General features: G+C 47.0%; 15 protein-coding genes. 2 read left to right on the top strand and 13 right to left on the bottom strand.

The genetic code is table 11. The features are described 5' to 3' along the window. Window positions 1-5: 5 nt before the first annotated feature. Entirely contained in the window at window positions 6-872 is an 867-nt protein-coding gene (gene rfbD / locus ABR189_RS22905) for a dTDP-4-dehydrorhamnose reductase (RefSeq protein WP_354662820.1), read from the top strand. Here rfbD and hscA read toward each other — a convergent pair. Further along, entirely contained in the window at window positions 869-2,722 is a 1,854-nt protein-coding gene (gene hscA / locus ABR189_RS22900; RefSeq protein ID WP_354662819.1) for a Fe-S protein assembly chaperone HscA, read from the bottom strand. The genes rfbD and hscA overlap by 4 nt on opposite strands. Window positions 2,723-2,906: 184 nt before the next feature. Here hscA and tyrS point away from each other — a divergent pair, with 184 nt between their 5' ends. Continuing rightward, complete coding sequence (tyrS, locus tag ABR189_RS22895; protein ID WP_354662818.1) at window positions 2,907-4,190, top strand: tyrosine--tRNA ligase; 1,284 nt, start codon at window positions 2,907-2,909, stop codon at window positions 4,188-4,190. A gap of 76 nt (window positions 4,191-4,266) precedes the next feature. On the opposite strand, the gene ABR189_RS22890 is transcribed toward tyrS, so the two are convergent. The 12 genes from ABR189_RS22890 to ABR189_RS22835 form a co-directional block, all read right to left on the bottom strand. Beyond that, window positions 4,267-5,184 carry a DUF5007 domain-containing protein gene (locus ABR189_RS22890; RefSeq protein WP_354662817.1) on the bottom strand — a complete coding sequence of 306 codons (918 nt, stop codon included), beginning with the start codon at window positions 5,182-5,184 and terminating at the stop codon, window positions 4,267-4,269. Window positions 5,185-5,187: 3 nt separating this feature from the next. Then, window positions 5,188-5,826, bottom strand: coding sequence for a hypothetical protein (locus tag ABR189_RS22885; protein WP_354662816.1), 639 nt, complete (start codon window positions 5,824-5,826; stop codon window positions 5,188-5,190). Between the two features lie 17 nt (window positions 5,827-5,843). Beyond that, the gene (locus ABR189_RS22880; protein WP_354662815.1) at window positions 5,844-7,268 is read right to left on the bottom strand and encodes a RagB/SusD family nutrient uptake outer membrane protein; all 1,425 of its coding nucleotides are present in this window, start codon (window positions 7,266-7,268) and stop codon (window positions 5,844-5,846) included. Between the two features lie 11 nt (window positions 7,269-7,279). Beyond that, window positions 7,280-10,789, bottom strand: a complete 3,510-nt coding sequence (locus tag ABR189_RS22875; RefSeq protein WP_354662814.1) for a SusC/RagA family TonB-linked outer membrane protein — start codon at window positions 10,787-10,789, stop codon at window positions 7,280-7,282. A 76-nt stretch (window positions 10,790-10,865) separates the two neighbouring features. Further along, the gene (locus ABR189_RS22870; RefSeq protein WP_354662813.1) at window positions 10,866-12,053 is read right to left on the bottom strand and encodes a FecR family protein; all 1,188 of its coding nucleotides are present in this window, start codon (window positions 12,051-12,053) and stop codon (window positions 10,866-10,868) included. A gap of 141 nt (window positions 12,054-12,194) precedes the next feature. After that, window positions 12,195-12,812: an RNA polymerase sigma factor gene (locus tag ABR189_RS22865; protein WP_354662812.1), complete on the bottom strand. Its 618-nt coding sequence runs from the start codon at window positions 12,810-12,812 to the stop codon at window positions 12,195-12,197. Window positions 12,813-12,891: 79 nt separating this feature from the next. Further along, window positions 12,892-13,659, bottom strand: a complete 768-nt coding sequence (locus ABR189_RS22860) for a LytR/AlgR family response regulator transcription factor (protein ID WP_354662811.1) — start codon at window positions 13,657-13,659, stop codon at window positions 12,892-12,894. Further along, on the bottom strand, window positions 13,656-14,702 hold the full coding sequence (locus ABR189_RS22855) for a sensor histidine kinase (RefSeq protein WP_354662810.1): 1,047 nt from the start codon (window positions 14,700-14,702) through the stop codon (window positions 13,656-13,658). The genes ABR189_RS22860 and ABR189_RS22855 overlap by 4 nt, the downstream gene beginning before the upstream one ends. A gap of 5 nt (window positions 14,703-14,707) precedes the next feature. After that, a complete protein-coding gene (locus tag ABR189_RS22850; RefSeq protein WP_354662809.1) occupies window positions 14,708-17,071 on the bottom strand; it encodes a TonB-dependent receptor in 2,364 nt (787 codons plus the stop codon). A 171-nt stretch (window positions 17,072-17,242) separates the two neighbouring features. Further along, on the bottom strand, window positions 17,243-18,760 hold the full coding sequence (locus ABR189_RS22845) for a SusD/RagB family nutrient-binding outer membrane lipoprotein (RefSeq protein ID WP_354662808.1): 1,518 nt from the start codon (window positions 18,758-18,760) through the stop codon (window positions 17,243-17,245). Window positions 18,761-18,781: 21 nt separating this feature from the next. Beyond that, window positions 18,782-22,360: a SusC/RagA family TonB-linked outer membrane protein gene (locus ABR189_RS22840; RefSeq protein ID WP_354662807.1), complete on the bottom strand. Its 3,579-nt coding sequence runs from the start codon at window positions 22,358-22,360 to the stop codon at window positions 18,782-18,784. A 62-nt stretch (window positions 22,361-22,422) separates the two neighbouring features. Beyond that, window positions 22,423-23,610 (bottom strand): FecR family protein, encoded by a 1,188-nt coding sequence (locus ABR189_RS22835; RefSeq protein ID WP_354662806.1) that lies wholly within the window; start codon window positions 23,608-23,610, stop codon window positions 22,423-22,425. Window positions 23,611-23,795: the final 185 nt, after the last annotated feature.

The following is a 23,795-nucleotide window of genomic DNA, read 5'->3' as shown; positions in this document are numbered from 1 at the left end:
TTCTTATGAAGAATATTCTTGTTACAGGCGCAAAAGGACAACTGGGACAGGCACTGAAAACAGTAGCTGCCCCATATAGCCAATACAATTTTATTTATGCAGGTACCCAGGACCTGGATATTACCAATGCGGAGGTGCTAGCTAACTACTTCGGGTTGCAGCATATAGATGCCTGTATTAACTGTGCAGCCTATACGGCGGTAGACAACGCTGAAACGGATGAAGATGCTGCTTTCCTGCTCAATTTCCAGGCCGTATTAAACCTGTCCGAAATATGCCAGCAGCACGGCACCCAACTTATTCATATTTCTACGGATTATGTGTTTGACGGTAAACAGAACCGCCCGTATTCAGAAGAAGATGAACCCAACCCGCAAAGTATTTATGGCAGCTCTAAACTGAGAGGGGAAGCTTCCGCATTAGGATATAATCCTGATACTATTGTTATCCGTACTTCCTGGTTATATTCCAATACCGGTGTCAACTTTCTGAAACGGATGCAGGAGCTCATGAAAGAAAAATCCAGCCTGAACGTAGTATTTGATCAAACGGGTACGCCTACCTACGCCAATGATCTGGCGCAGGTGATCCTGGATATTCTTACGCACAAGTTTGAGCATGCCGGTACCATTGCAGGTGGTGTATATCATTACAGTAATGAAGGTGTAGCCAGCTGGTATGATTTTGCCATAGCTATCAAAGCGATTACCGGTACTGCCTGCGAAGTGCTGCCGGTTACTTCAGATCAATATCCTACTGCAGCCCAAAGGCCTGCTTACAGTGTACTGAACAAACAAAAAATCAAGGATACTTTCCAGGTAAAAATACCTTACTGGAAGGATAGCCTGGCTGCTTGTATAGCTAGTATTTAGTCCTTTTTTCTCGTAACGGCATCTTTTATAGCATTGCTCATCAGCCTTTCCGCATAAGGGCGGGACATGTCATTCAGGGCTACAATACCGCTGCGGATCGCATCTTTATCATTCGTCATCACGGCAGCCTGCAATGTTTCCATGGCTGCTTTCACAGCTTCCTGTTCTGTTGGAGTCAGGAGGCTGCTATTTTTTTCCAGAAATGCCGTCGTTGCATCAAGTAGTTGCTGAGCTTCCGTTTGCGCTTCCAGGACTCCCCTTGCCTGCATATCTTCCTGTGCATGCATTACAGATTGTGCCAGCATATGGGATACCTCTTCTTCCGTAAGTCCGTATTGCGGTTTTACTTCAATATGCTGCTCCACGCCACTGCGCATTTCTTTGGCACGCACTACCAGGATACCATCTGCATCGAGTAAAAAAGATACCTGTACCTTAGGCATGCCTGCCGGCATACCCGGAATACCTGTCAGGTTAAAAGCAGCCAGTTTGCGGTTGTCTTTTACGAGGTCCCGCTCTCCCTGGAATACCGCTATTTTCATCCCGCTCTGGCTATCTTTCTGGGTAGTATAATTACGCCCTACACTGGCCGGTATTTTTGTATTGCGGGGAATCAGTACATCCATTAATCCGCCCATGGTCTCTATCCCTAAAGACAAAGGAGTTACGTCCAGCAGCAACAGCTCCCGGTTATTGCCTGCCAGTATATCTGCCTGAATGGCTGCACCCAATGCTACTACTTCATCCGGATGCAGGGTATCATTAACCGGCTTTCCAAAGAATGCCCCTACTAATGCTTTTACCAACGGCACCCGGGTAGCACCTCCTACCATTACCACGGCTTCAATATCTGAGATGGCCAGCTGTGCATCTCCCAACGCATTGCGGCAGCATTGAATGGTACGCTCCAGGAGTGGCTGTACCAGCTCTTCAAATTGTTCCCGGGTAAGCTGTAATTCGTAGTTATTGAGCCGCGTATGAAAATAAGGAGCCTCCGACAGGTGTTTCTTGGCTGCTTCCGCCTTCAGGCGTAATGCCTGTGCCAGGGATTTATTACTGCCAAGCGCTTCTTCTGAGATTTCATGCAATTCGGTCCAGTGTGCTACAATAGCCCGGTCCATATCATCTCCGCCCAGGTAGGTATCCCCATTGGTGGCCAACACCTCAAAGATCCCATTGGAGATCCGCAGGAGGGAAATATCAAAGGTGCCACCGCCCAGATCGTAAACGGCTATTGTGCGTTCTTCCTCCCGGTTCAGCCCCAGCCCATAAGCCAGGCTGGCTGCCGTAGGTTCATTGACAATACGTAATACATCCAGCCCTGCCAGTTTGCCGGCATCCCGGGTAGCCTGGCGCTGGGCATCATTGAAATAAGCAGGCACCGTAATCACCGCTTTACTTACTTCACTGCCTAAAATCTGCTCTGCCCTGGCCTTCAGTTCCCGCAGGATATAGGAAGAAAGCTCGATAGGTGAATAAAACCGTTGGCCTACCTGTACCTTTACCAGGCTATCTGTATCATCGTCCAGTATCTTGTAGGAAAACAGGCCCGCCTTATCCTTCACATCCTTGTAAGACTTGCCCATCAAGCGTTTGGCCGAATAAATCGTTTGATAAGGATGGGTGATCAACGCTTCCAGCGCGGCATCTCCTATTACTACTTCCTCACTGCCTGTAAAATGTACCACAGAAGGTACCAACGCGCTGGTATGATCCACTTTTAAAGTAACAGGCTGCCTGGTTAAAGGGTCAATAACAGCTACCAGGCTATTGGTAGTACCCAGGTCAATCCCTACAATGGTCCCTGATTGCCGGGCTGCTTTCTCCAGATGGTTACCGGTCTTTGCCATAAGCAATATTTTGAGTAGTAAAGGTAGCTATTAGCTGTTAGCTTTTAGCTAAATGCAGCGAATGATGATGCTTTGATTAAAGCACAAGGATAATGCCAGCGTGGCGGAGGGCAAGGCTAAAAGCTAATGGCTAACAGCTAATAGCTCTTTTTTTACTAGCTTTGCACAAATTTTTAAATAGATCATGAACCTGATAGAAGAACTACGCTGGCGTGGGATGGTGCAGGATATGATGCCTGGAACGGAAGAGCAGTTATTGAAAGAAATGACTACAGCCTATGTAGGATTTGATCCTACTGCAGACTCACTGCATATAGGACACCTGGTACCGGTATTACTGTTGGTACACCTGCAAAAAGCCGGGCACAAGCCATTGGCGCTGGTAGGTGGTGCTACCGGTATGGTAGGCGATCCTTCCTTTAAGGCAGATGAAAGAAAAATGCTGGACCTCGACACCATACAACGCAACCTGGATGGGATGAAAGCACAGCTGCAACGTTTCCTGGACTTTGACACCACCAAACCCAATGCGGCAGAAATGGTGAACAATATCGACTGGTTCCGCAACATTTCTTTCCTGGACTTCATCCGCGAAACCGGCAAACATATTACCGTTAACTACATGATGTCGAAAGACTCTGTACGCAAACGTCTGGAAGGGGATAACGGTATGTCTTTTACAGAATTTACCTATCAGCTGATTCAGGGATACGATTTCTTCCATTTATATACTGCCAAAAACTGTAAGCTGCAAATGGGTGGCTCCGACCAGTGGGGCAATATTGTAACTGGTACCGAATTGATCCGCCGTAAAGCCGGTGGAGAAGCATTTGCCTTTACCTGCCCGCTGATCAAAAAAGCGGATGGTACCAAATTTGGTAAAACAGAAGCCGGTGCAGTATGGCTGGATCCTAAACGTACTTCGCCTTACGCATTCTACCAGTTCTGGCTCAACACTTCCGATATCGATGCAGAGAGTTATATCAAGATCTTCACCTTCCTGGAGGAGACTACGATCAGCGAACTGATTACACAACACCGTGCTGCACCGGAACAACGCCTATTGCAGAAACGCCTGGCTAAAGAATTAACCTGCTTTATCCACAGCGAAAAAGATTACGAGTTTGCAGTGAAAGCTTCTGAACTGCTGTTCAGAAATGATACGGCAGAAGTATTACAATCGCTTACAGAAGCACAGCTGCTGGACGTTATGGAAGGAGTGCCACAGGTAGAAATTTCTATGAGTGAGCTGGAAACCGGCAAAGATGTAGTGAGCTTCCTGGCAGAACACGGGATTTTCCCCAGCAAAAGTGAAGCCCGCAAAAATGTACAGGGTGGTGGTGTAAGTATCAATAAGAACAAAGTTGGCAGCATTGAACAACTGGTGGATACCAGCCTGCTGCTGAATGGTAAATACATCCTGTTCCAGAAAGGAAAAAAGAATTACTACCTGGTAAAAACCATCTGAGCCAGCGTAAACTGATATAAAAAAGGTGTACCCTCAACCGGTACACCTTTTTTCATCTGTATTACTGATAAAGCCGTTATTTTTTATCAATAATATATTTTATCTCCCAGGTTCCACCTACGTAGATGCCCCAACGCATTCCTATTTCCAGGTACTTGCCGTCGATTTCTCCTGCCATGATGGAAGTAATACGATATACATCCCGTTTATTACCCGAAGCAGGTATAGGATAATACACGTCCATTTCCACCCGGTCGTTCAGCTGTTCTTTCTTTAAAGGATTACCACCAGGCAGCTTATACAAGGAAGGGAATGGCTCATATTGCGTGGGAGGAACCGGCTGAAAAATGGCAGGGTCATAAGGTTCATCCTTGCTGTTTACATAGCGTACAATCAGCTTATTGCCATCTCCCAGGCGTTTAAATTTCGCCTCCAGCTTAAAGTCGGCATCTCCTTCGTTCAAATAGGCCTGACTGATAAACGATTCTTTATTATCCGTAAAGGTAAGCGCAGCAGCATTTTTCACGATCCTTTGTCCTCCCCCGTTCGTTACAGCTACATCCACATAAAAGGTTTTGCCGGTGGGGATATTCAGGCCAGCTGCTTCGGGGTATACTACCAGACTGCCGCTGAGCGTATCAATATCCAGTACCCGTCTTTTCACCGCTATGGTTTTAGCCTGCATTTCTGCCAGGGTTTCTTCTGTGCCAGTATAAGGCAGTGCCCATATTTTGGTGTCTACTTCTTTGGATAGAAGCGCCACCGGATTCCTGTCGGCATCATATATCCCGGCAATCGAAAATTCCAGCGGCCGGGTAGAGCCGTCTACCTGCATAGGATCGCTGACAAATGTTTCGCCCAGGTTGGCCGTAAGATTGATAGACGGGTATTCTACCAGATCGCTGAGATAACCATCATTTCCCTTGTATTTATAACAGGCAGACAATAAAAAGCCGGCGCACAGTACAATCATGATATATTTCCTATTCCGCATGTCTTATTTTTTTATGCCGTTAAAGAAAGAAGCGCTGGTATGCAATACATGAATCATCGCATTGCGGGTTACCAGGTTGTGTGTTTGCATTTGGATCCGGTAGGCTACCGTGTCCCGTACGGTTTTAGGATGTTCATAAAACAGCAGTGGCGCCCCCATGCCCTGTACCCCTTCAAAAGCCTGTTTTTCGGCCGACAGGAATACACTGTCGCCCCCCAGGCTGAAATAGGATTTTTCACCTTCTTTGAGTGCCTGTTCCAGGGAGATCTTATTGGCCGGGATGATGAGGCGCTGCACCAACCAGCGCAGGGTATCCTTACTGATCTCTTCCAGTGGTTTCGGATTACTGAGGGAAGTGCTGATCCTTCCTGTTCTTACATAGGTTTGATAGCGCATCACGGCAGCATTGGTAACAGCAAAGAGCGTAATCCCATCTTTCTCTACTTCTGCTTTCATCCCGGTGAGGTCAATGATCTTTACCAAGGAGTCAAACAGTTTGTCGCCGTTGCCCTGCATAAATTCATAAGCGCTTTGTTTTGTTTGCCATTCAGGTTGTCCGCTGTGGCCGCCGTCCACATAATATTCCTTACGACAGCAGATGCAGCCAAGTGCCAGCAGGCATATAATGAGTATCTTTTTCATACCAGGTTGTTTTAAGTTTATTTCCAGAATTCGTTCTGCACAATGGTACCATTGCTGTTGGCCACTATTTCGGGTTTTATAGGCAGCAGCCAGGCGCCTTTTTGAAAATCAGCCGCACTGATATTAGGCTGGAACTTAGGCAACTGTCCGGTGCGTACCAGGTCAAAGAAACGATGTCCTTCTCCAGTCAGTTCTATCCTCCGCTCTGCCAGGATCGTATCTTTAATACTGCCATTACCGTTATACAGTGGCGCAGCCGCACGCTTGCGTACCTTATTCACTTCCACTACAGCATCTGCATTCCTGCCCAGGGCTGCCAATGCTTCTGCATGCAGCAGCACCACATCTGCCAGGCGGGTAATGATGATATTGGATTCATTGATCTTGCCGCTGGCAGTATCCTGCCCTGCTGCCAGGGTACGGTACTTACCCAGGGAAGTATTAGTAGTATTCCAGGTAGATGCTACAAACCAGTAGTCTTTGCGTCTGTCGGGTTTACCTTCGGGAAACAAGGCCGCTTTTACGCCCTCAGGCGGGCAAGCCAGCATATAACCATAATTGTTACGGTAATACGGATCTGGCAGGGTGATCTTTCCGATAGAGCCCAGTGGGTCCAGTTCTTTTTCAGCAAAGCTGTAGTTCAGCTCAAAGATACCTTCTTCTGATTTGCCGATAAAGATGCTCATGAATTTGGCAGTGTCCTGCACCAGCTTGTAGGGACCTTCATTGATCACTTTGGCACAGGCGGCTTCACAGGCAGCATAATCTTTAAACCAGGCTTTTGCATGCGCAGTGATCGTGAGCGCAGCGCCTTTGGTAGCACGGATACCCCGCTCTGCCACACTATATTCCCATTGCAGGTGTTCTGCTGCATACTGCAGATCTTCAAAGATCACGGTGGCTACTTTTTCTACTTTTTCCCCGGAAATAAACTCCGTATTAAAAGCCTGCAACTGTAAGGGAACATCTCCCCACAGCCGTATCATCAGGAAATAAGAGAAGGCCCGGATAAAATGGGTTTCCCCTGCATACCGATCCTTTAAATTACCTGACCATTTACTTTGATCAATCCCTTCTATCTTTTCAAGGATCAGGTTGCATTGGCTGATCACTTTATAGAAGTTAGACCAGTCGGACATGGCAGAAGAATACAATAAAAGACTTTTGTCATTATAATAAGCCCACAAGCTGCCAAAGGAGCCATTCAGGTAATCATAGGCACGGATATCGCCTGCTTTAAAAAGCAGGTAATCATTAGATACAGCCGTACGCAGCAGATCATATGCCGCAGCTACTTCTTTCTCTGCATCAGCAGGATTTTCCCAGGCATTTATGGATACCGGGTTCTGGATGATCTCCTGATCCAGGATCTTACTACAGGAATAACTGATCATGCATATCCCTGCGAGTATCCCTATTTTGATTTGTTTTAGTAAGCGCATTTTCCAGTTTTTTAAAATTCAACATTAAAACCAGCACTAAAATTCCGGGGTGTAGGATAACCGCTACCACGGTCAAAACCCAGTGCATCCACAATCTCCGCGTCTACTCCGGAATACTTCTGCAGCATAAACACATTTTCCAGGGTTATATAAGCACGGATACGGCGCATTTTAATTTTGCGGAGCCAGTCATTATTGAAGTCGTACGAAAGGGTAACTGTTTTGAGGCGTAAAAAACTGCCATCTTCCAGAAACAGGTCCGAATCCGCAGCGCCATAGTTGCCGGGAGAGGCGCCATTAATATCGTAATCAAAATTATTGGAGCGGCGGGGGTTCAGGATGGGATAAGTACCATTGGGATTCTCCGGGCTCCAGAAATCTATATTATTGACAATAGGTGTATTCCGCGGTGCTGTGCCGGTAGCTGTTTTCCAGTCTATGCTGGCAATACGGTTCCGCAATACATCATTATACACTTTACGGTTAAGCATATACGTGAAGAAAGTATAAAAGGTAAACCCGCCATAACGGAATGTATTGGAAAACCCACCATACAGTTGAGGATAAGGATTGCCTTTGTATACCCGGTCGTACAATGGGTCCAGTACATAGTCGTGATCCTGGTCTACCAGCCAGATATCTCCTGTCTGGTACAAGGCGCTGTTGGCCAATTGTTCGAGTGCTTCCCCGTTAAAAGGATTTACCGGCACATCGCCAGGCTTACGGTATACTCCTCTTGATTCATACAGGTAAAAACCATTTAAGGGGCGGCCCACCTGCAATACGTTCCCATTGGCAAAGCGCATGTTATCAGGTGTTTTGGTACGCACAATATTGCGGCCATTATCAGGTAGCCGGAGTAGGACATTTTTATTGAAGGAAGCATTGGCGCTGATGTTCCACTGGAACTTACGCTCTGCAGGCATCAGGAAAAGGTTGACGGCCCATTCCATACCATAGTTCAGTAAACTGCCGCCATTGATTTTCGTCATGGCATAGCCGGCAGAAGCTGGCAAAGGATTATCGAAGAGGAAGTTGTCTGAACGTTTCCAGTAATAATCATAGCTGAAAGTAGCCCTGCCGTTAAACAACTCTAAGTCCAGCCCAAGGTTGTAATCTGTAGTCTGTTCCCAGCCCAGGTTGGGCAGTGGGATACCATTAGCCCCTTCGTAATTGGGGCGGATAATAGGAACGCCACCATAAGTAGTACCTGTGGGAGAACTACCCACATTATACTGGCCTACTGCCAGGTAATAATCATCATATTGCTTACCTGCTTTACCCCATCCTGCCCGCAGCTTACCAAAGTTGAGCCACTTGCCGAAGGCATGTTCCATAAAATGTTCCTTGGTAAACAGCCAGGCACCGGATATTGCAGGAAAATACCCCCAGCGGTTCTGTGCACCGAATTTGGAAGAACCATCTGCACGCCAGGAAAGGTTCATGATATATTTAGCATCGTAATCATAGGTAAGACGGCTGTAGTAGGAAAGCAGTCCAAAAGAATTGTAGGTGCCCTTTAAGGAGATATTATTTTGCGGATATCCATCGATCACCTGTACTACATCGGAAGGACCGTTTTTCCCCATTCCATTCAGTGCTTCCGTCTTTTCAGTATTCACGGTATTACCTGCTACCAGGTTAAAGGTATGTTGCCCGCCAAAGGTGTGATGCAAACGGATAAAGTTTTCATTCAGCAGATTCAGCCTTTCTTCAAAATAGGAAGATGCGGATGCCCCTTTGTTATTGTTCAGTGCAGAAGGCGTAAAAGTGCGGCGTTTCGCCATGAGATAATTGACGGACACCTGAGAATTAAGGGTCAGAAAGGAAGTTATATCATAGGCACCTCCCAGCATTACCTGTGCAGAACGTTTCAGGTTCTGATCGGTGCGGTTTTTATACGTATCGGTAAATGGGGTAAAGAAAGAGGAAGAAGGGGATGGCAGCAGGGAAGAATAATAATCTTTCCCTACACCCAGATCATCGATAGCACTCCCCTTTCCCCGGCTTTGATCGGTTTGGCTTAACAGGATATTGGAATTGATATTTAGTCCGCGTATGGGCAAGTAGCTGCCGGTAAAGTTGAGGGAATAACGTTTAAAACCGGTTCCCACAATAATACCTTGTGAATTGGAATAACCTGCCCCCAGGCGGTAGGTATTTTTATCATTACCACCGCTTACAGACATATTCACTTCATTGGTGATCCCGTTACGATACAACAGTTTCTGCCAGTCGGTAGAATTATTATAAAAGCTGTTCAGGCTGTCTGACAATTCCATTGGCAGGCCCTGCGCATTTCTATTGGCTTCAGATTCATACTTGCGCCACAGATCTATCTTCATCCGGCGTTCTGCTGCCCCACCCAATGTTTCTATCAGGGAAGGGTAGGTAGAGATATATGTTTTAGCATCAATGCTTACGATAGGTTTTCCTACCCGTCCTCTTTTGGTGTTGATAAAGATCACGCCATTGGCTGCACGGGAACCATAAATAGCACCGGCGGATGCATCTTTCATGATATCGATGGATTCAATATCATACGGGTTTAATCCGGCCAGGAGGCTGTTCAATGGGCCTGGTACTTCTCCGGAAGGGTATACTTCCTGGATCATAGGCACCCCGTCTATTACAAACAGCGGCGGACTTACCACGTTGCTGTTCACTTCCCTCGCCACTGCTGCAATCCCTCTCACCATAAACATATTGGCCACACCGGTGGCACCGGTATTATTGATGATCATCAGCCCCGGCACCTTGCCCTGCAGCATGGTTTCAATACTAACCGCAGCACGGTTCTGCAGCTCTTTACCGGAAACAGTACTGATCGCTGAGGTGATCTTCTCTCTTTTTTCTGTACCGTATCCTACTACCACTACATCTTTCAGGGAGGTTTTGGAGCCTTCCAGGATAATGTCCATGCGTGTATCGACAGTACCTGCACGGAGCATTTTTCTTTCGTAGCCCAGGTAGCTGAATTCCAATGCTGCATCAGGTGCAACATGGAGATGATAAGCCCCTTTAGCATCCGTAATGGCGCCATTTCTGGTACCTTTTTCCCCTACAGACACCCCTATCAGCGGCGTACCATCGCTGCCTGTAACAATGCCGGCTACTGTAATTGTGACTGCTTCTCCATCAGCGATATGGGTATTATCTCCCCTGCTTTTTTTACGTTGTAGGATCACCTGTTTGCCCATGATGGAAAAGGTATCTGCCGACTGGCTGAACAGTTGCTGCAATATCTCCCGGATATTCGTGGCAGTTGTTTCCAAAGACACTTTCCTGCCCAGGTCTACTCTGGAATCGGAATAGATAAAAACATAACCGGAACGTTCTTCAATGGCGGCTATTACTTTTTTCAACGGTGCGTTGCGGAAGGAGAGGGCAGGCTGTTTTACCTGTGCCCAGGCGCTCATCAAGAGCAACATCAAAAAACTGGTGAGTGCTGCTTTTTTAAAAATGGTTGGTTTTGATTCCCTTCTACGCAGAAGGGCGAGCACGAAAATTCTTTCGTCCATAGATCGCGTTTTAAATTTTGGTTTTTGTTGCTACTGGTATGCTGATGTTAAAATGTTCCTGCTGATAAAAGTGTGATTAATAAATACGGATGACGTCGTCGGCTATAGTAAATTGGACCTCTGCTACAGTTGCTACTACTTTCATTACTTCCTGAATATCTGTGGTGAGTGTCAGTTTCCCGGAGATAGGCAATGCTGCCAGTGCCGGGTCCTGAATATCAAATCTTACGTGATAATAATCCCGCAGGTCTTCCATTACTTCCTGCAGACTTTTATGTTCAAACAACAATAATCCGGAACGCCAAGAGGTGTACAACGCAGTATTTACAGCTGTAATTTCCAGGGCAGTACCTGCGGGATTCAATGCGGCCCGTTGTCCGGGTTTCAGTATGATGGGGGTACTGTTTTCCTGCAATCCGGTAATGGCAATCTTTCCGGTTTCGAGAATGGCTTCAAAGGCTGTTTTTGATTTGGCAGTGGCTACATTGAAACCTGTGCCCAGTACATCTATACGGTAGTTGTTGGTACTTACCGCAAAAGGTTGTGTGCTGTTTTGCGCTACTTCAAAATAGGCTTCTCCCTGCAGGCTCACCTCCCGCTTGCCGGCAGCAAATGTTTCCGGCCAGCGGAGCCGGCTGCGGGCTTTTACCCAAACGGAAGTACCATCTGGCAGTTCCAGTTGCTGGATCCTGCCATCCGGCACTATCAGTTCATTCATTGCCATCGCAGCCGTGCTGGCTGTTGTGCCTACTTTAATGGTATCCTGGTTTATAACTACTTTATTACCGAGGTAATGGATGATATGGTCGGTGCTATCCAGGGCAATTTTCTTTCCATTGCCCAGCACCAGGAAAGCACTGTCTTGCTTCCCGGCTTTCCAGGCGGCTGCCCCGGTGGGTATTTTACCAGGACCCAGAAAATAATAACAAACGCCTGTTGCAGCTATCAATAATAATACGGCTGCAGCATACTTACGGATGAAAGGCACTATTAACGGCTGCTTGCGGGCACTTTCCCATATGCGGGCGCTCAGGGCTGCTACGGCAGTGTCTGACAGGAAACGGTCCTGTATCCGCAGCTGCATTAAAAAATGACGGGCAGCACGGAAATTGGGTTCCTGGGCAGGATACAGGTGCATCACCTGCTGCCAATACGCCTCCCCTGCTTCATCGGGCATAATAACCCATTGAATGAATCTGTCATCTTCCAGATAACTTTCCACACTGTAGCTGGCATACTTATCCATACTGGTTGGTTGCTCCATATTCATACACCGTTAATGGCTGGCTGGTTGACCGGGTACTTTCCCGCTTTCTCCTTAATAAGGATGCCATCGCCTTTTTGTAGACAACAATTACAAAGAATTTTAAAAAAAAGTTTTGACAGGATGGATAACAAAGAGAGATCAGGTATTCCTGATAATATATAACAAGTTGAATATAAATAGAGAAACAGGCAGTATACGGTTTCCATCCGCCTCTTCCCTCATTTTTTTGATGGTCCGGGATACCAGGGCACGGGCCGACTGATTGTCGATTTCCATTAAAGCCGAAATCTCCTCATATCCCAGCCCCTTATTAAATCGCAGGTAAATTGCCTCCAGCTGCCGGGCAGAAAGCCTTTGCAGCAACTGTTGTAGCACCGCCGCCTGTTGGTGATAATGTTCTGCATCTTCCGGTCCTTGTCCGGCTGGCAACACCGGTACGGTAGTAGTGGTGAAATCAATAGAGAACTCCGCTGCTGTTTTCTTTTCTTTCTTTACTGCCCTGAATATTTCATGCCGGAGCATTTTGAAGAGATACAGCTTTACGTTATTGGTGGCTGAGAGATGTCGGTGTCTTCTGATTAAAATGACAAACACATCATGAATACAATCTTTCAGTAATGCGTCATCTTTGGTATAATGACTCCCGTAAGAAAAAAGCTCCTGTACATATTGCGCGTAGAGTCTTTCAAGGGCTTCCATATCCCCCGCCCTCATCTGATTCCACCAATGGACATCCTCCTGATGGACTTCCGTCATAAATGGTATTTTAAAGCCTGCAGGAAATAATTTCCACCACAATATAATATACTTCCCCTAAATCCTGCTGTTACTTCCTTTATGCCCCCAGCCATTCCTTGAATTTACTTACCCGGTCCCGGCTTACCTCCGCTTCTACCATCGTTTGCGGCGAAATCTCCAGCTTCAGGCGCCCGCTAAACCAGGGTATCACACTTTTTATGCTGCGGATATTAACGATCAGGTGACGATTCACCCGGTAAAAATCTTTGGCCGACAACTGCGGTTCCAGCTCTGTAAGACTCCCATCCAGCATATGTTTCTTTCCCTCAAAATCTGTGGCATAGATCAGCTTCCCTTCTACATACAGGTTGGCAATATCCGTGGCATTCAGGTAATAGATCTGCTGTCCCTTCTTCACCATAAAACGTTCTTTGAAGGTAGTACGGGCAAAGGATTCCAGGATAGCCGCTACTTTTTGATGCAGCACCTCTCCCGACTGCGGATGATGACAGAACATCTTAAACTTTTCCATAGCAGCACTCAACACAGACAGGTTAAACGGTTTGAGAAGATATTCTATTCCGTTGTGCTTGAATGCTTTCAACATATACTGATCATAAGCCGTGGTAAAGATCACCGGCGATTGCAGCGATAGCTGTTGAAAAATCTCAAAGCTCACGCCATCAGCCAGCTGTATATCCATAAACACCAGATCCGGATGAGGAAAGGTGTTAAACCATTTTACACTTTCTTCCACACTGTCCAGCGTAGCTTGTACTACCACCTCCATCTTTAATTCTTCCAGCAAGCTTTTCAGCTTTCTGGCAGCAGGCAACTCATCTTCTATGATAACCACTTTAATCATATGGCAGCAGGTATTAAAGGTACCGTTACAATAAACTGATCCGTAGTAGTAATATACTGTATATCCTGGTTTTGCAGCAATCTGGAACGGATACTGATATTGCGTAATCCCATTTTGGTAGATGGAATATGTGTTTGCTTCTTTTGCAGGTTATTGCTTACTACTATTTTATCATCCTGCACGCCAATGTTTATGGTTAATGGTTTGGCGGTAGAGGCAACGTTGTGCTTGATGGCATTTTCAATCAGGATCTGCAGCGCAAAAGGGACAATCTTCTTTTCCAGGTAATGAGTTGGTATCGTAATATTGATATGAAAATTATCTCCGAAACGTGTTTTCAGTAAAAATGTATAGGCCGATAGCAGGTCCAGCTCCGCTCTTAAATCTACCAGGGTAGATTCCGGCATTTCAAGGATATACCGGTATAACTTGGACAACTGCTGGATAAAGGCTTCTGCTTGTGCGGGATCATCTCTGACAATGGCGCTTAACGTATTTAAATTGTTAAACAGAAAATGAGGATCCACCTGATTTTTCAGGGCAGCGATCTGTGCCAGCAAACTTTCCTGTTTCAGCTTTTCCTGTTCATGCACGGATATACGGAATTGCCCCATGTAATAAATTACCTCATAGATCACCACGATGATCAGGGTGTTCATGATAGACATGAGATTGGTATCAATAGCATCAAAGTGCAGGACAGGCCGGTATTCGTGAGGTGGTGCCGTGATTTCCAGGATATTGGACAGGAAAAGGTTATACCCAAACATGACCATTGCCGTAATAAAGATTCTTTTGCGTGACTGCGAAAAGGCAGGAAATTTTTTACGGAAAAGGATCAATACCCACCGGTTGCCAAACCAGAACAGCGTAGTGAACAGCAGACACCAAAAAAAGGCGTCTGCCGGATAATAAGGTGCTTTCCAGAACCGGAAATGTAAATAGATGATGGGGGATAGAAAGGCCACCAGTGGAATACCCACGATCATCAGCCGCGTATCATCAAACCCCAGGGTATCCTTTATGGCCTTTTTAGCAAGCATCTTTATCAGAATGTAATTTGATAATTAAAATTGGGGAAGAAGCCTATTTGATTTACGTTCTTGATTTCTCCCGTTTTCACATTGATATCTTTCATGTACAGGTTCTTACGGAATGTGAGATTTTGTAAATCTACAAAGAATTTCTGTGTCATTCTGGGCTGGTCCCACTTGAAAGACAATTTGAGATCCCACCGGAAATATGCTGGGTTACGCTGTGCAAAGGCATCCTGGTTTTGATACACGATATAACCTTTGTCAATGGTCGCAGGCACATCATACGCCGTATACCATTGTCCGCCGGCATAAGATAATTTACTATCTGCTCCTATGCTGAAAGTGCTGCTGAGGGGCCATTCCTTTCCGATCAGAAAATTGGTAACATACTGTGTATTAAAAGCGGTATTGCGCCAGATAAGATCACTGCCCCGGTATTCGGAATTAAAAACCGATTGTGTGAAGAGGAAATAAAAACCCTGCTGTAAATATTTCTCCAATGTTAATTCCACACCATAGTTCCGGCCAATACCTTTGTTCACAAAATCGGATTGTTCGGAGAATCCAAATACAGCACCGGTGTTCAGCATACTGAAAGAAGAAGGTGTTATTTCCACCGGCACATCATACAAATGCTGGTAGTACGTTTCCAGTTTCAGGTGCAGGTGGCGGCCCAGCATCGCATCATATCCCAGCACAGTGTGAATGCTGCGTGTAAAGTCCAGGGCCTTATTGGGCAACCAGGATTTATTATTGGCATCTTTCCCTTCATAAAAATAAACCACCAATGGTTGCAGCTGGCTATGCATCCCCGCACCTGCTGTCAACGCATGACCATTGCCCAGGCGGAATTTCATGTTCCACCGTGGTTCTACGGCATAAGTATTATTCAATCCGAAATATTGTGCATATACCCCTGTATTCATGGTGATGTCATCATTAAAAAAATGTTGCCAGTTGGCCGATGCTTTATAGAGGATGGCCTTTTGATCCGTGTTCACCAGTTCGCTGATCAATGCATCTCCTTTTTTGATTGTGCGCTGGTGCAGATTCAGCTGGAGCAGGTCGGCACTGACACTGGTAGTGAGTTGATTACTGGCAGAAAACTTATGGTTCAGCAAATAACCTGCGCTATACTTCAACTGTTTAAAATCCAGATCTGCTGCCTGTTGGGGCTCCTTACCTTCCGCGATGATCTTTTCATCCGCCGTATTTTGTGCCAGTGAAAAGGCAGCAAATGCGCGGCCATAGGTAGCGGCATTAAAAGTATACGTATGGGTTAGTCCAAGGATACCGGTATTGGATCTGTACTTTCTATCCCGGTCATTTGCACCGTACAGGATATCCGTATTATCCGGGTCTGCCTTGAAATTGATGCTGCTTAATCCTCCCAGCCCGATTATACTAAACGTACCACTGCGTTGGGTGGGCAGGTCCAGCTTAAAATTCAGGTCCTGGTAGTTGGGGATATTACTGCCTGTACCTACTTTCAGCCCCAGGGCCTGCACTACGGCAATGAGGGAAAAACGGTAATCAATCAGAAAAGAAGAGCCGTTCTTTTTGCTGATGGGGCCTTCTGCAGCACCTTCAAAACCATTAAAGCCCACCTGTGCAAGGTATTCATACTTATCCCGGTTGCCATTACGCAGGCGCAGGTCAAATACGCCTGCCAGGGCATTCCCATAGGTAGCCGGAAAAGCGCTGGTCAGGAAGTCGGAGTTCTTCAGGGTATTGGAATTGAGCATACTTACGGGGCCACCTGTAGCACTCAGGCTACTGAAGTGGTTAGGGTTAGGAATATCTATACCTTCCAGCCGCCATAATACGCCATAGGGCGAGTTGCCACGGATAATGATATCATTGGAAGCATCATTACTGCCTACTACGCCTGCGAAGTTCTGTGCCATCCTGGACGGATCATTCCGGGTGCCGGCATAGCGTACACCCTCTTCTATATTCATCTGGCGGGCACTCACCTGTGCCAGTTCGTTGATGGGGTCATTTTTACTGGGGGCCGCAACCACTACCGTATTCAGTTTTTGCACATTTTCTTTCAGGGTAATATCCAGCACCACTTCCTTACCGGCGGTTACTTCAAAATTGCTGATCAGCACCGGTTCATAACCCAGGAGGGTGGCTTTCAGGGTATGCCTGCCCACCGGGATATCTGTAAGAATGAATCGGCCGTTATGATCAGCCGCAGTACCTTTTTGAGGGGTCATACTGGTAATGACAATAGTAACGCCGGACAGTGGGGCATTACTTTGCACATCGGTTACACTTCCCTTTACGGTTTGTCCGGGTGGGGCATTCTTTTGGGCGTTGACATCATGATAACACCAAAATGCCAACAGGCAACATACAATTGCTTTCATCTTTTTAGCACAAAAATCAGGACTACGCTACGTACAAGTAAGTCAATCGGCGTGACTGGTAATAAAACCTGCCTGACTTGTAAAAAACGGGGCTTTATCTGCTTTGCGGCAAAATAACAACGGCCACCCGGATAGGGCAGCCGCTGTAATGGTGTCTATATGGTTTAACAATTATGGTTTCTTATCCCACCATACTTTGGACACATAAGCATCTCCCTGCGATAGTCCATCTACCGCCACTTTGTAATTGGCGGCATTCAGCAATGCTTCCTGAGAAGAGTACACCGCCCTGCGGGGAATAGTACCATTGGTAGCCCCCTTATTGGGTCCGGGTGTAAGCACCGGATAGCCAGTACGGCGCCATTCAGCAAAGGCCTCATAATTACGGCCAAAGAGCTGGATCCATTTCTGGGTCATGATCTTTTCCAGTTGCTTTTCCTGCGGCAGTCCGGCTAAAGCAAACTCCGCATCAATATATGCCTGCGGAATAGTGGTAATGTTATAAGGGGCCATGGCCATAGCAGCCCGGATACCATCCTGGTAGAAGGTTTCTGCCGCCGCCGGAGCAGCGCCCCATCCCAGCAATGCTGCTTCTGCTTTAAAGAAACATACATCTGCATAGGTAAAGACATAACAAGGAATTGGAGTGGAAAGTGATTTATTAAAATACGTGCTCATGGATGCCGTAGAATAATTGTCTTTTATGATCCCTGCCAGCAGGTCGTCCGTCAGGGCCACGCCCATACCCACATAAGCAGGAGTCCCTGCATTTTTAGATGTTACAGTGGCTTCCGCAATCAACGGCAGCCGGGGATCCTTTTTTGCATTGAGGGTGCCCACAAATGCAGCTGCCAGATAACGCAGGTCGGGGCTGCCATTGGTAAACTGATTCAGGATAGGATGAAAGCTGGAGGCCTGTGCATCATTAAAAGTAGGGATGGCCGCATTGTCCTGATTGCTGGCAAAAAGTGGCTGGGCCATCGCTTCCCGCACTGTTTTCTCTGCCAGTTGCGGATTGGCATAACGGATACGCATACCTAAACGCAGCTTCAGTGAATTGGCAAACTTTATCCAGCTGGCAGTGGCTCCCTTGTAATAAAAATCCGCATTGCCATAAGAGTCATCCGTAGCCGTGATGCGTGTCATCGCGGTATCCAGGTCTTCTATCAAACGGGTATAAATAGCTTCCTGCTTATCAAATACCGGTTTGTTATTGACCTGGCTGGCATCCTCCGTAGTAGATGTAAAAGGAACATCGCCAAACAGGTCTGTGAGCCGCTGCCATACAAATACTTCCTGGATACGGGCAATGGCCAGCTTGGTTCTGCCGGCTGGGTCCTGCTCCTTCCCTTTCAATACCTGGTTGCGGATCTGCCCCAGGTTCCGGAGCAAGGTATAGTGGGCATCCCAGGCGCCATTGTCCGGCTGCTGAATATAACGGGAAGTAGGTACTACCAGGCCGCCAGACCAATATTGCACCCACGACCCAAACTGGATATTAGCCCGCTCATTCCCTTCTGTAAAGGCGGCATCTTTCTGCACTTTGGATAATAACAATCCCGGATCGATATTCGTCACCGAGGTAGGCGGCGTATTCAGCTCGGTAAAATTTTTGGTACACCCGGCAAATAGCATGCTGGCTGTAAGGAGCAGGGCGGCGGCGTATATGGTACTTTTATTTTGTTGCATGTTGATTCGTTTTTATAAGCACTAAAACTCCAGGTTAAGGTTGACGCCAAAATTCCTCATCATAGGAAGCGCGGTAGATTCCAGCCCTAAAGAGGAATTATTCACGTTAAATGCCGAGGCTTCCGGCGAGAAGCCATCTGTTTTGCGCTGGAAATAAAACAGGTTCCTGCCGTATATGCCAACGCCCATACGCCGGATCATTTTTCCGGTGAACAGCCGGGAGGGCAGCTGATAACTGAGGCTGATTTCCCGCATGGCTACATAACTGGCATCATTCATCATCTCTTCAGATACCACATTTTCCTTATCGCTGGCTACCACATTCCAGTAGTCCTGCGCTTTTACTGCTTTCGTATTGGCCTTGCCGGTACTTACCCAGTTTCCGTTATTATCCTTTTCAGCAATCATTCCGCTGGCTACATAAGTACCATCCCTGCCGGCCAGCGTTTTTTTGGTAGTGCCATAGATCAGCTCTTCCCGGTTGCTTTGTGAGTATACCAGTCCACCCTGGCGGATATCTACCAATGCAGACAGAACCAGTCCTTTGTATTTAAAGCTGTTGAAAAAACCGCCTGTCCAATCCGGCATTGCATTGCCCAGCTCTGTCAGTTCACGGCCCAGCGTGCGAAGCGGTAAGCCGGTAGCAGGATCAATCAAACGGTTACCTTCCGCATCCTTGAGCCAGGCAAAGCCTGTACCGATCAAGGTGCCAAAGGGTTTGCCCGGTGCTGCAATCACATTAATACCCCGGTCGCTGCCCAGCAAAAATGTTTCCACCCCTTCGGTCAGCGATACCACCTCATTCCTGTTGCGTGATACATTAAAGGAACTTTCCCAGGTAAAACCATTATCCAGCTGTATAGGTGTACCCGTTAGTGCCAGCTCAATTCCCTTGTTGCGGATCTCTCCGGCATTGATGCGGCGGGCAGCAAATTTGCTGGAAGGTGGCAACGGCACATCCAGGATCTGGTTTTTGGTAGAGGCATTGTACCAGGTAAAGCTCACCCCTAAACGATTTTTGAACATCCGGATATCTGTACCAAATTCTATGGAAGTGGTCAGCTCATTCTTCAGGTTAGGGTCCGGGATAACGGAGGTAAAAGAAGCCATTGGCCTGCCTCCGTGAGTAAATTCATCCAGGCTGTAAGAACCGGTGAGCTGATAAGGATTACCTGAACTCCCGGCTTGTGCCAGCGATCCTCTCAGCTTCACATAATCCAGCACATCACTCTGTAAGCCCAGCATTTCTGTCAGGATCAAACTGGTACTCACAGAAGGGTAAAAGAAGGAATTGTTTTCGGGCGACAAAGTAGAAGACCAGTCATTCCTGGCAGAGAAATCGACGAACCAGTAATTGCGAAAGGCGATTTGTCCGGAAGCATATACTGAGTTGATCTCGGATTCCTGCAGGTCAAACAGGTAGGAATTGGTCAGGGTATTATTGATGACATGCAAATTAGGAACGATAAATTCTTTTCCGGTGTTCCCTGTCAGGCGATAGAATTTTTTCTGGTGGCTGGTACCTGCATTATATCCCAGGGAAAAATCCTTGTTCAGGTCTACCATACCGTTGAGCAACAGGTCGTAGTTATCTTCCCTTACACGGATCACCTGCTCTTCAATATCTCCGTTCCTGTTCTGGCTCTGGTAAGTCCCTTTAGCGCGGAAGCGCAGCCTTTGTTCTGTATAAAAATCAGTACCACCGCGGGCGGTCAGTTTAAGCCAGGGAGCAAAGTCGTACGACAGGCGCAGCATGCCCAGTACGCGGTCGCGCTGGTCTTTATTGGTGGTATTATTAATCGTCCAGTAGGGGTTAGCGGTGGAGCTATTGGTGGCATATGTTTTTTCCAGGCCAGGGAACACACCGCTATACCCAAATTGTTTTGCCACATCGGCGGCAGTCCAGGCGTAGTTGGCCAGGATATCCAGTGGCATACTCCTGGGCTGGCTGATAAACAGGTAGGCCGGATTATCAGAAGCATCCGACAAGGTAGGCCGGTTCTTGCCTTTCTGTGAAATGTAGTTCACTTTGGCATCCAGTTGCAGCTTAGACGTGATATTGGCCTGTGTACGCAGGTTAAAGGTGTTCCTGTCCAGCGTATTGGAAGGCACATAACCATCCACATGTGTGTTGGAATATGAAAAGCGGTAGTTTACCTTATCATTACCTCCATCTGCACTGATATTATTTACAAATTGTTTTTCGGTGTTAAAAAACTTTTTGTAGGTATCCGGTTGCGGGTTAAGGCGGAGTATATTTCCCCATTGGTCTTCATATTCCTGTCCTTCCATTTTAGGTCCCCAGCTGCTGCGGGCAATCCTGTCGCGGCCGGCGCTCATCTTGGGCATTCCCTGCAATCCCTGTGCTTTGGCATCTGCCATGGTATATACTTTACCATCGGTAGCGCGGAAGTGGGTAAAATCGCCATTCAATCCCTGCCCGTACACATCCTGAAAGTCCGGTGTTACCAATGCAGTTCCGATAGAATAGTCACTGCTAAACTTAACGCCTATACCCTTACGGGCACTACCAGATTTTGTGGTGATCAGGATGACCCCGTTACTACCACGCTGCCCGTATAAGGCGGCAGCATTGGGACCTTTCAGTACAGAAATGCTCTCTATATCATCCTGGTTGATGTTAGAAATCCCATCTCCATAATCCATGCCACCAGTGCTGGAAGCAGCGCGGATATTCTGGTTGTCCAGCGGCACCCCATCTACTACATACAGCGGCTGACTATTACCCTGCAGGGAGTTATTACCACGGATAAGGATTTTGGAAGCACCTCCCGCACCGGAAGCAGGGCGGCTTACCTGCACCCCTGCTACTTTACCGGATAAGGCATTGGCCACATTCACTTCCTTTCCTTCCGACAAATCAGCCCCTTTCAGCTCTGCTACCGTATAGCCCAGTGCTTTTTTGTCCCGCTTGATACCCAATGCGGTAACCACCACTTCTGAAAGCCCTTTGGAGGCTTCTTCCAGTTTAATATTTACCTGGGTATTACCCGCTATTTCCACCCGTTGTTTGGTATAACCGATAAAGGAATATACCAGGGCTTTCCCACCAGCAGGCAGTTTAAGACTATAATTACCCTCCCCATCCGTCACTGTTCCACGGGAAGAGCCTTCTACAGTAACGCTTACACCCGGTATGCCATTACCTTTATCATCGGTCACTTTCCCGGTGATGACAGTATCAGCCACTATCTGGGGAGCGGCCTGTTTTACGGGTACTTCTTTCAGCGTCACGGTTTTATCAATGATCTTGTAGGCAATATGCTGTCCTGCCATACATAATTTCAGGACGGTTTCAATATCGGCGTCTTTCACGTTCAGCGTCACTCTGGCTGCCCGGCTCATCATATCTTCATTATATAAAAAGAAATAACCGGTTTGTTTTTTAATAGCAGCAAACACTTCTTCCAGTGGTGCATGCTGTACCGACAGGGTAATTTTCTGTGCATATCCGGATGCCGTAACACTGAGTGTTGCAAACAACAGGAGCACAGTAGTAAGCCGTAGTACCGTTTTACACTTTGACAACAAAGGAATGACCGAGTTCCGCCCCGGAGCGGAAATAGCGTTTTTCATCATTGTTTAATTTTTAAGTGAAGAGCAATTTGGTTGACCTTTCGGGTATAGATATTGGTTGATGATTAAAATACGGCTGTTACTTTTTTGCCATCGATGCTGAAGGTGGCGCCACTTACAAAATTGAGCATCTCTAATACCTGCGACAATCGCGCTTCCCGGTTGATGTTTCCGCTGATCCGTTTACCGGGTATTTTTCCTTTTATTTGAATATCCAGATCATACCAGCGCGCTATCTGTTCCATGATATCCTCAAAATCATCGTCTTTGAAATAGAACACGCCTTCTTTCCAGGCAATCGCTTTTTCAACATCAGCATAAGCCACCTGTACGGCATCCTGCTTCACTACTGCCTGTTGGCCAGGCGCCAGCTGCCAGCTGCGCTTGTCGGCCAGCCTGATCTTCACCGCTCCTTCTGTAAGCGTGGTTTTTGTCACGCCGTTATAAGCAGTGATGTTGAAGTGTGTACCCAATACGGCTACTTCCATTCCATTGACCATTACCCGGAATGGAGCACTATTTTTAGCTACTTCGAAATAGCCTTCGCCGGTTAGTTCCACCAACCGCTCCTTACTACTGAAACGTAAGGGAAACCTGATCGCGGAAGAAGCATTGAGCCATACCTTTGTGCCATCCGGTAAAGTAAGCTGGTACTGCCCTGCCCGCGGGGTAGACAACGTATTGAACAGCATTTCCTCTCCATCCTTATCTGCTGCACCGTTGTTGTATACCAGCTGCCCGGTTTGCTGGGCTATTTTGGTTCCATCTTCTTCTGTAATAGGATTTGTACTGCTATCGTTCAAACTCATCGTTTGCCCGTTGGCCAGCTGTAAAACCGCTTTATTACTGCCTGGCAGTACATCATTTTTAAACTTCGCTGTGCCGGATACCACCATCTCTGGGGTTACTTCCTTACTGCCCTGCTGCCAACGGTACAGCAGCACGATCCCTGCCAGCAATGCTGCTGCCACACTCCATCTGGCAATACGTTTCCAGGCCACCACCCTTGCAGCTGGCTTAAACCGAGTACGGGCTGCCACAGCCTCCCAGTCGGCTGCCACGTCTATCCCGTCAAAGAAAGCAATCTCCTTGCTGATCACCTCCTTGTTGTGCAATGATGCCAGCAACTCCTGGTTGCGGATATCCTCCTCCAGCCAGCTATCCAGCTCCTGCTGCTCTTCAGCAGTGATGGCTCCCTTCAGCTGTTTAAAAATTAAAGCAGCATAATATTGTGCGTCTTTTTCCTGTTCCATAAGCGTATTACTCAATAAAGAAACGCGAGCGGAAAAAAGGGGTGAAAGGAGGGGGAAAATTTTTTTTGAGCTGTTAGCTATGAGCTTCGAGCCACGAGCTGATGGTGTTATGCTAAAGAATTGTATGTCATCGATTAATCAGCAAATATCCAAACAAAACATAAGTAGCTCGAAGCTCATGGCTC

The organism is Chitinophaga sp. H8 (assembly GCF_040567655.1).
In the GTDB taxonomy this organism is placed as follows: domain Bacteria; phylum Bacteroidota; class Bacteroidia; order Chitinophagales; family Chitinophagaceae; genus Chitinophaga; species Chitinophaga defluvii.
The sequence above is the reverse complement of the archived record's forward strand: the minus strand, read 5'-3'. Positions and strand labels throughout refer to the sequence as shown.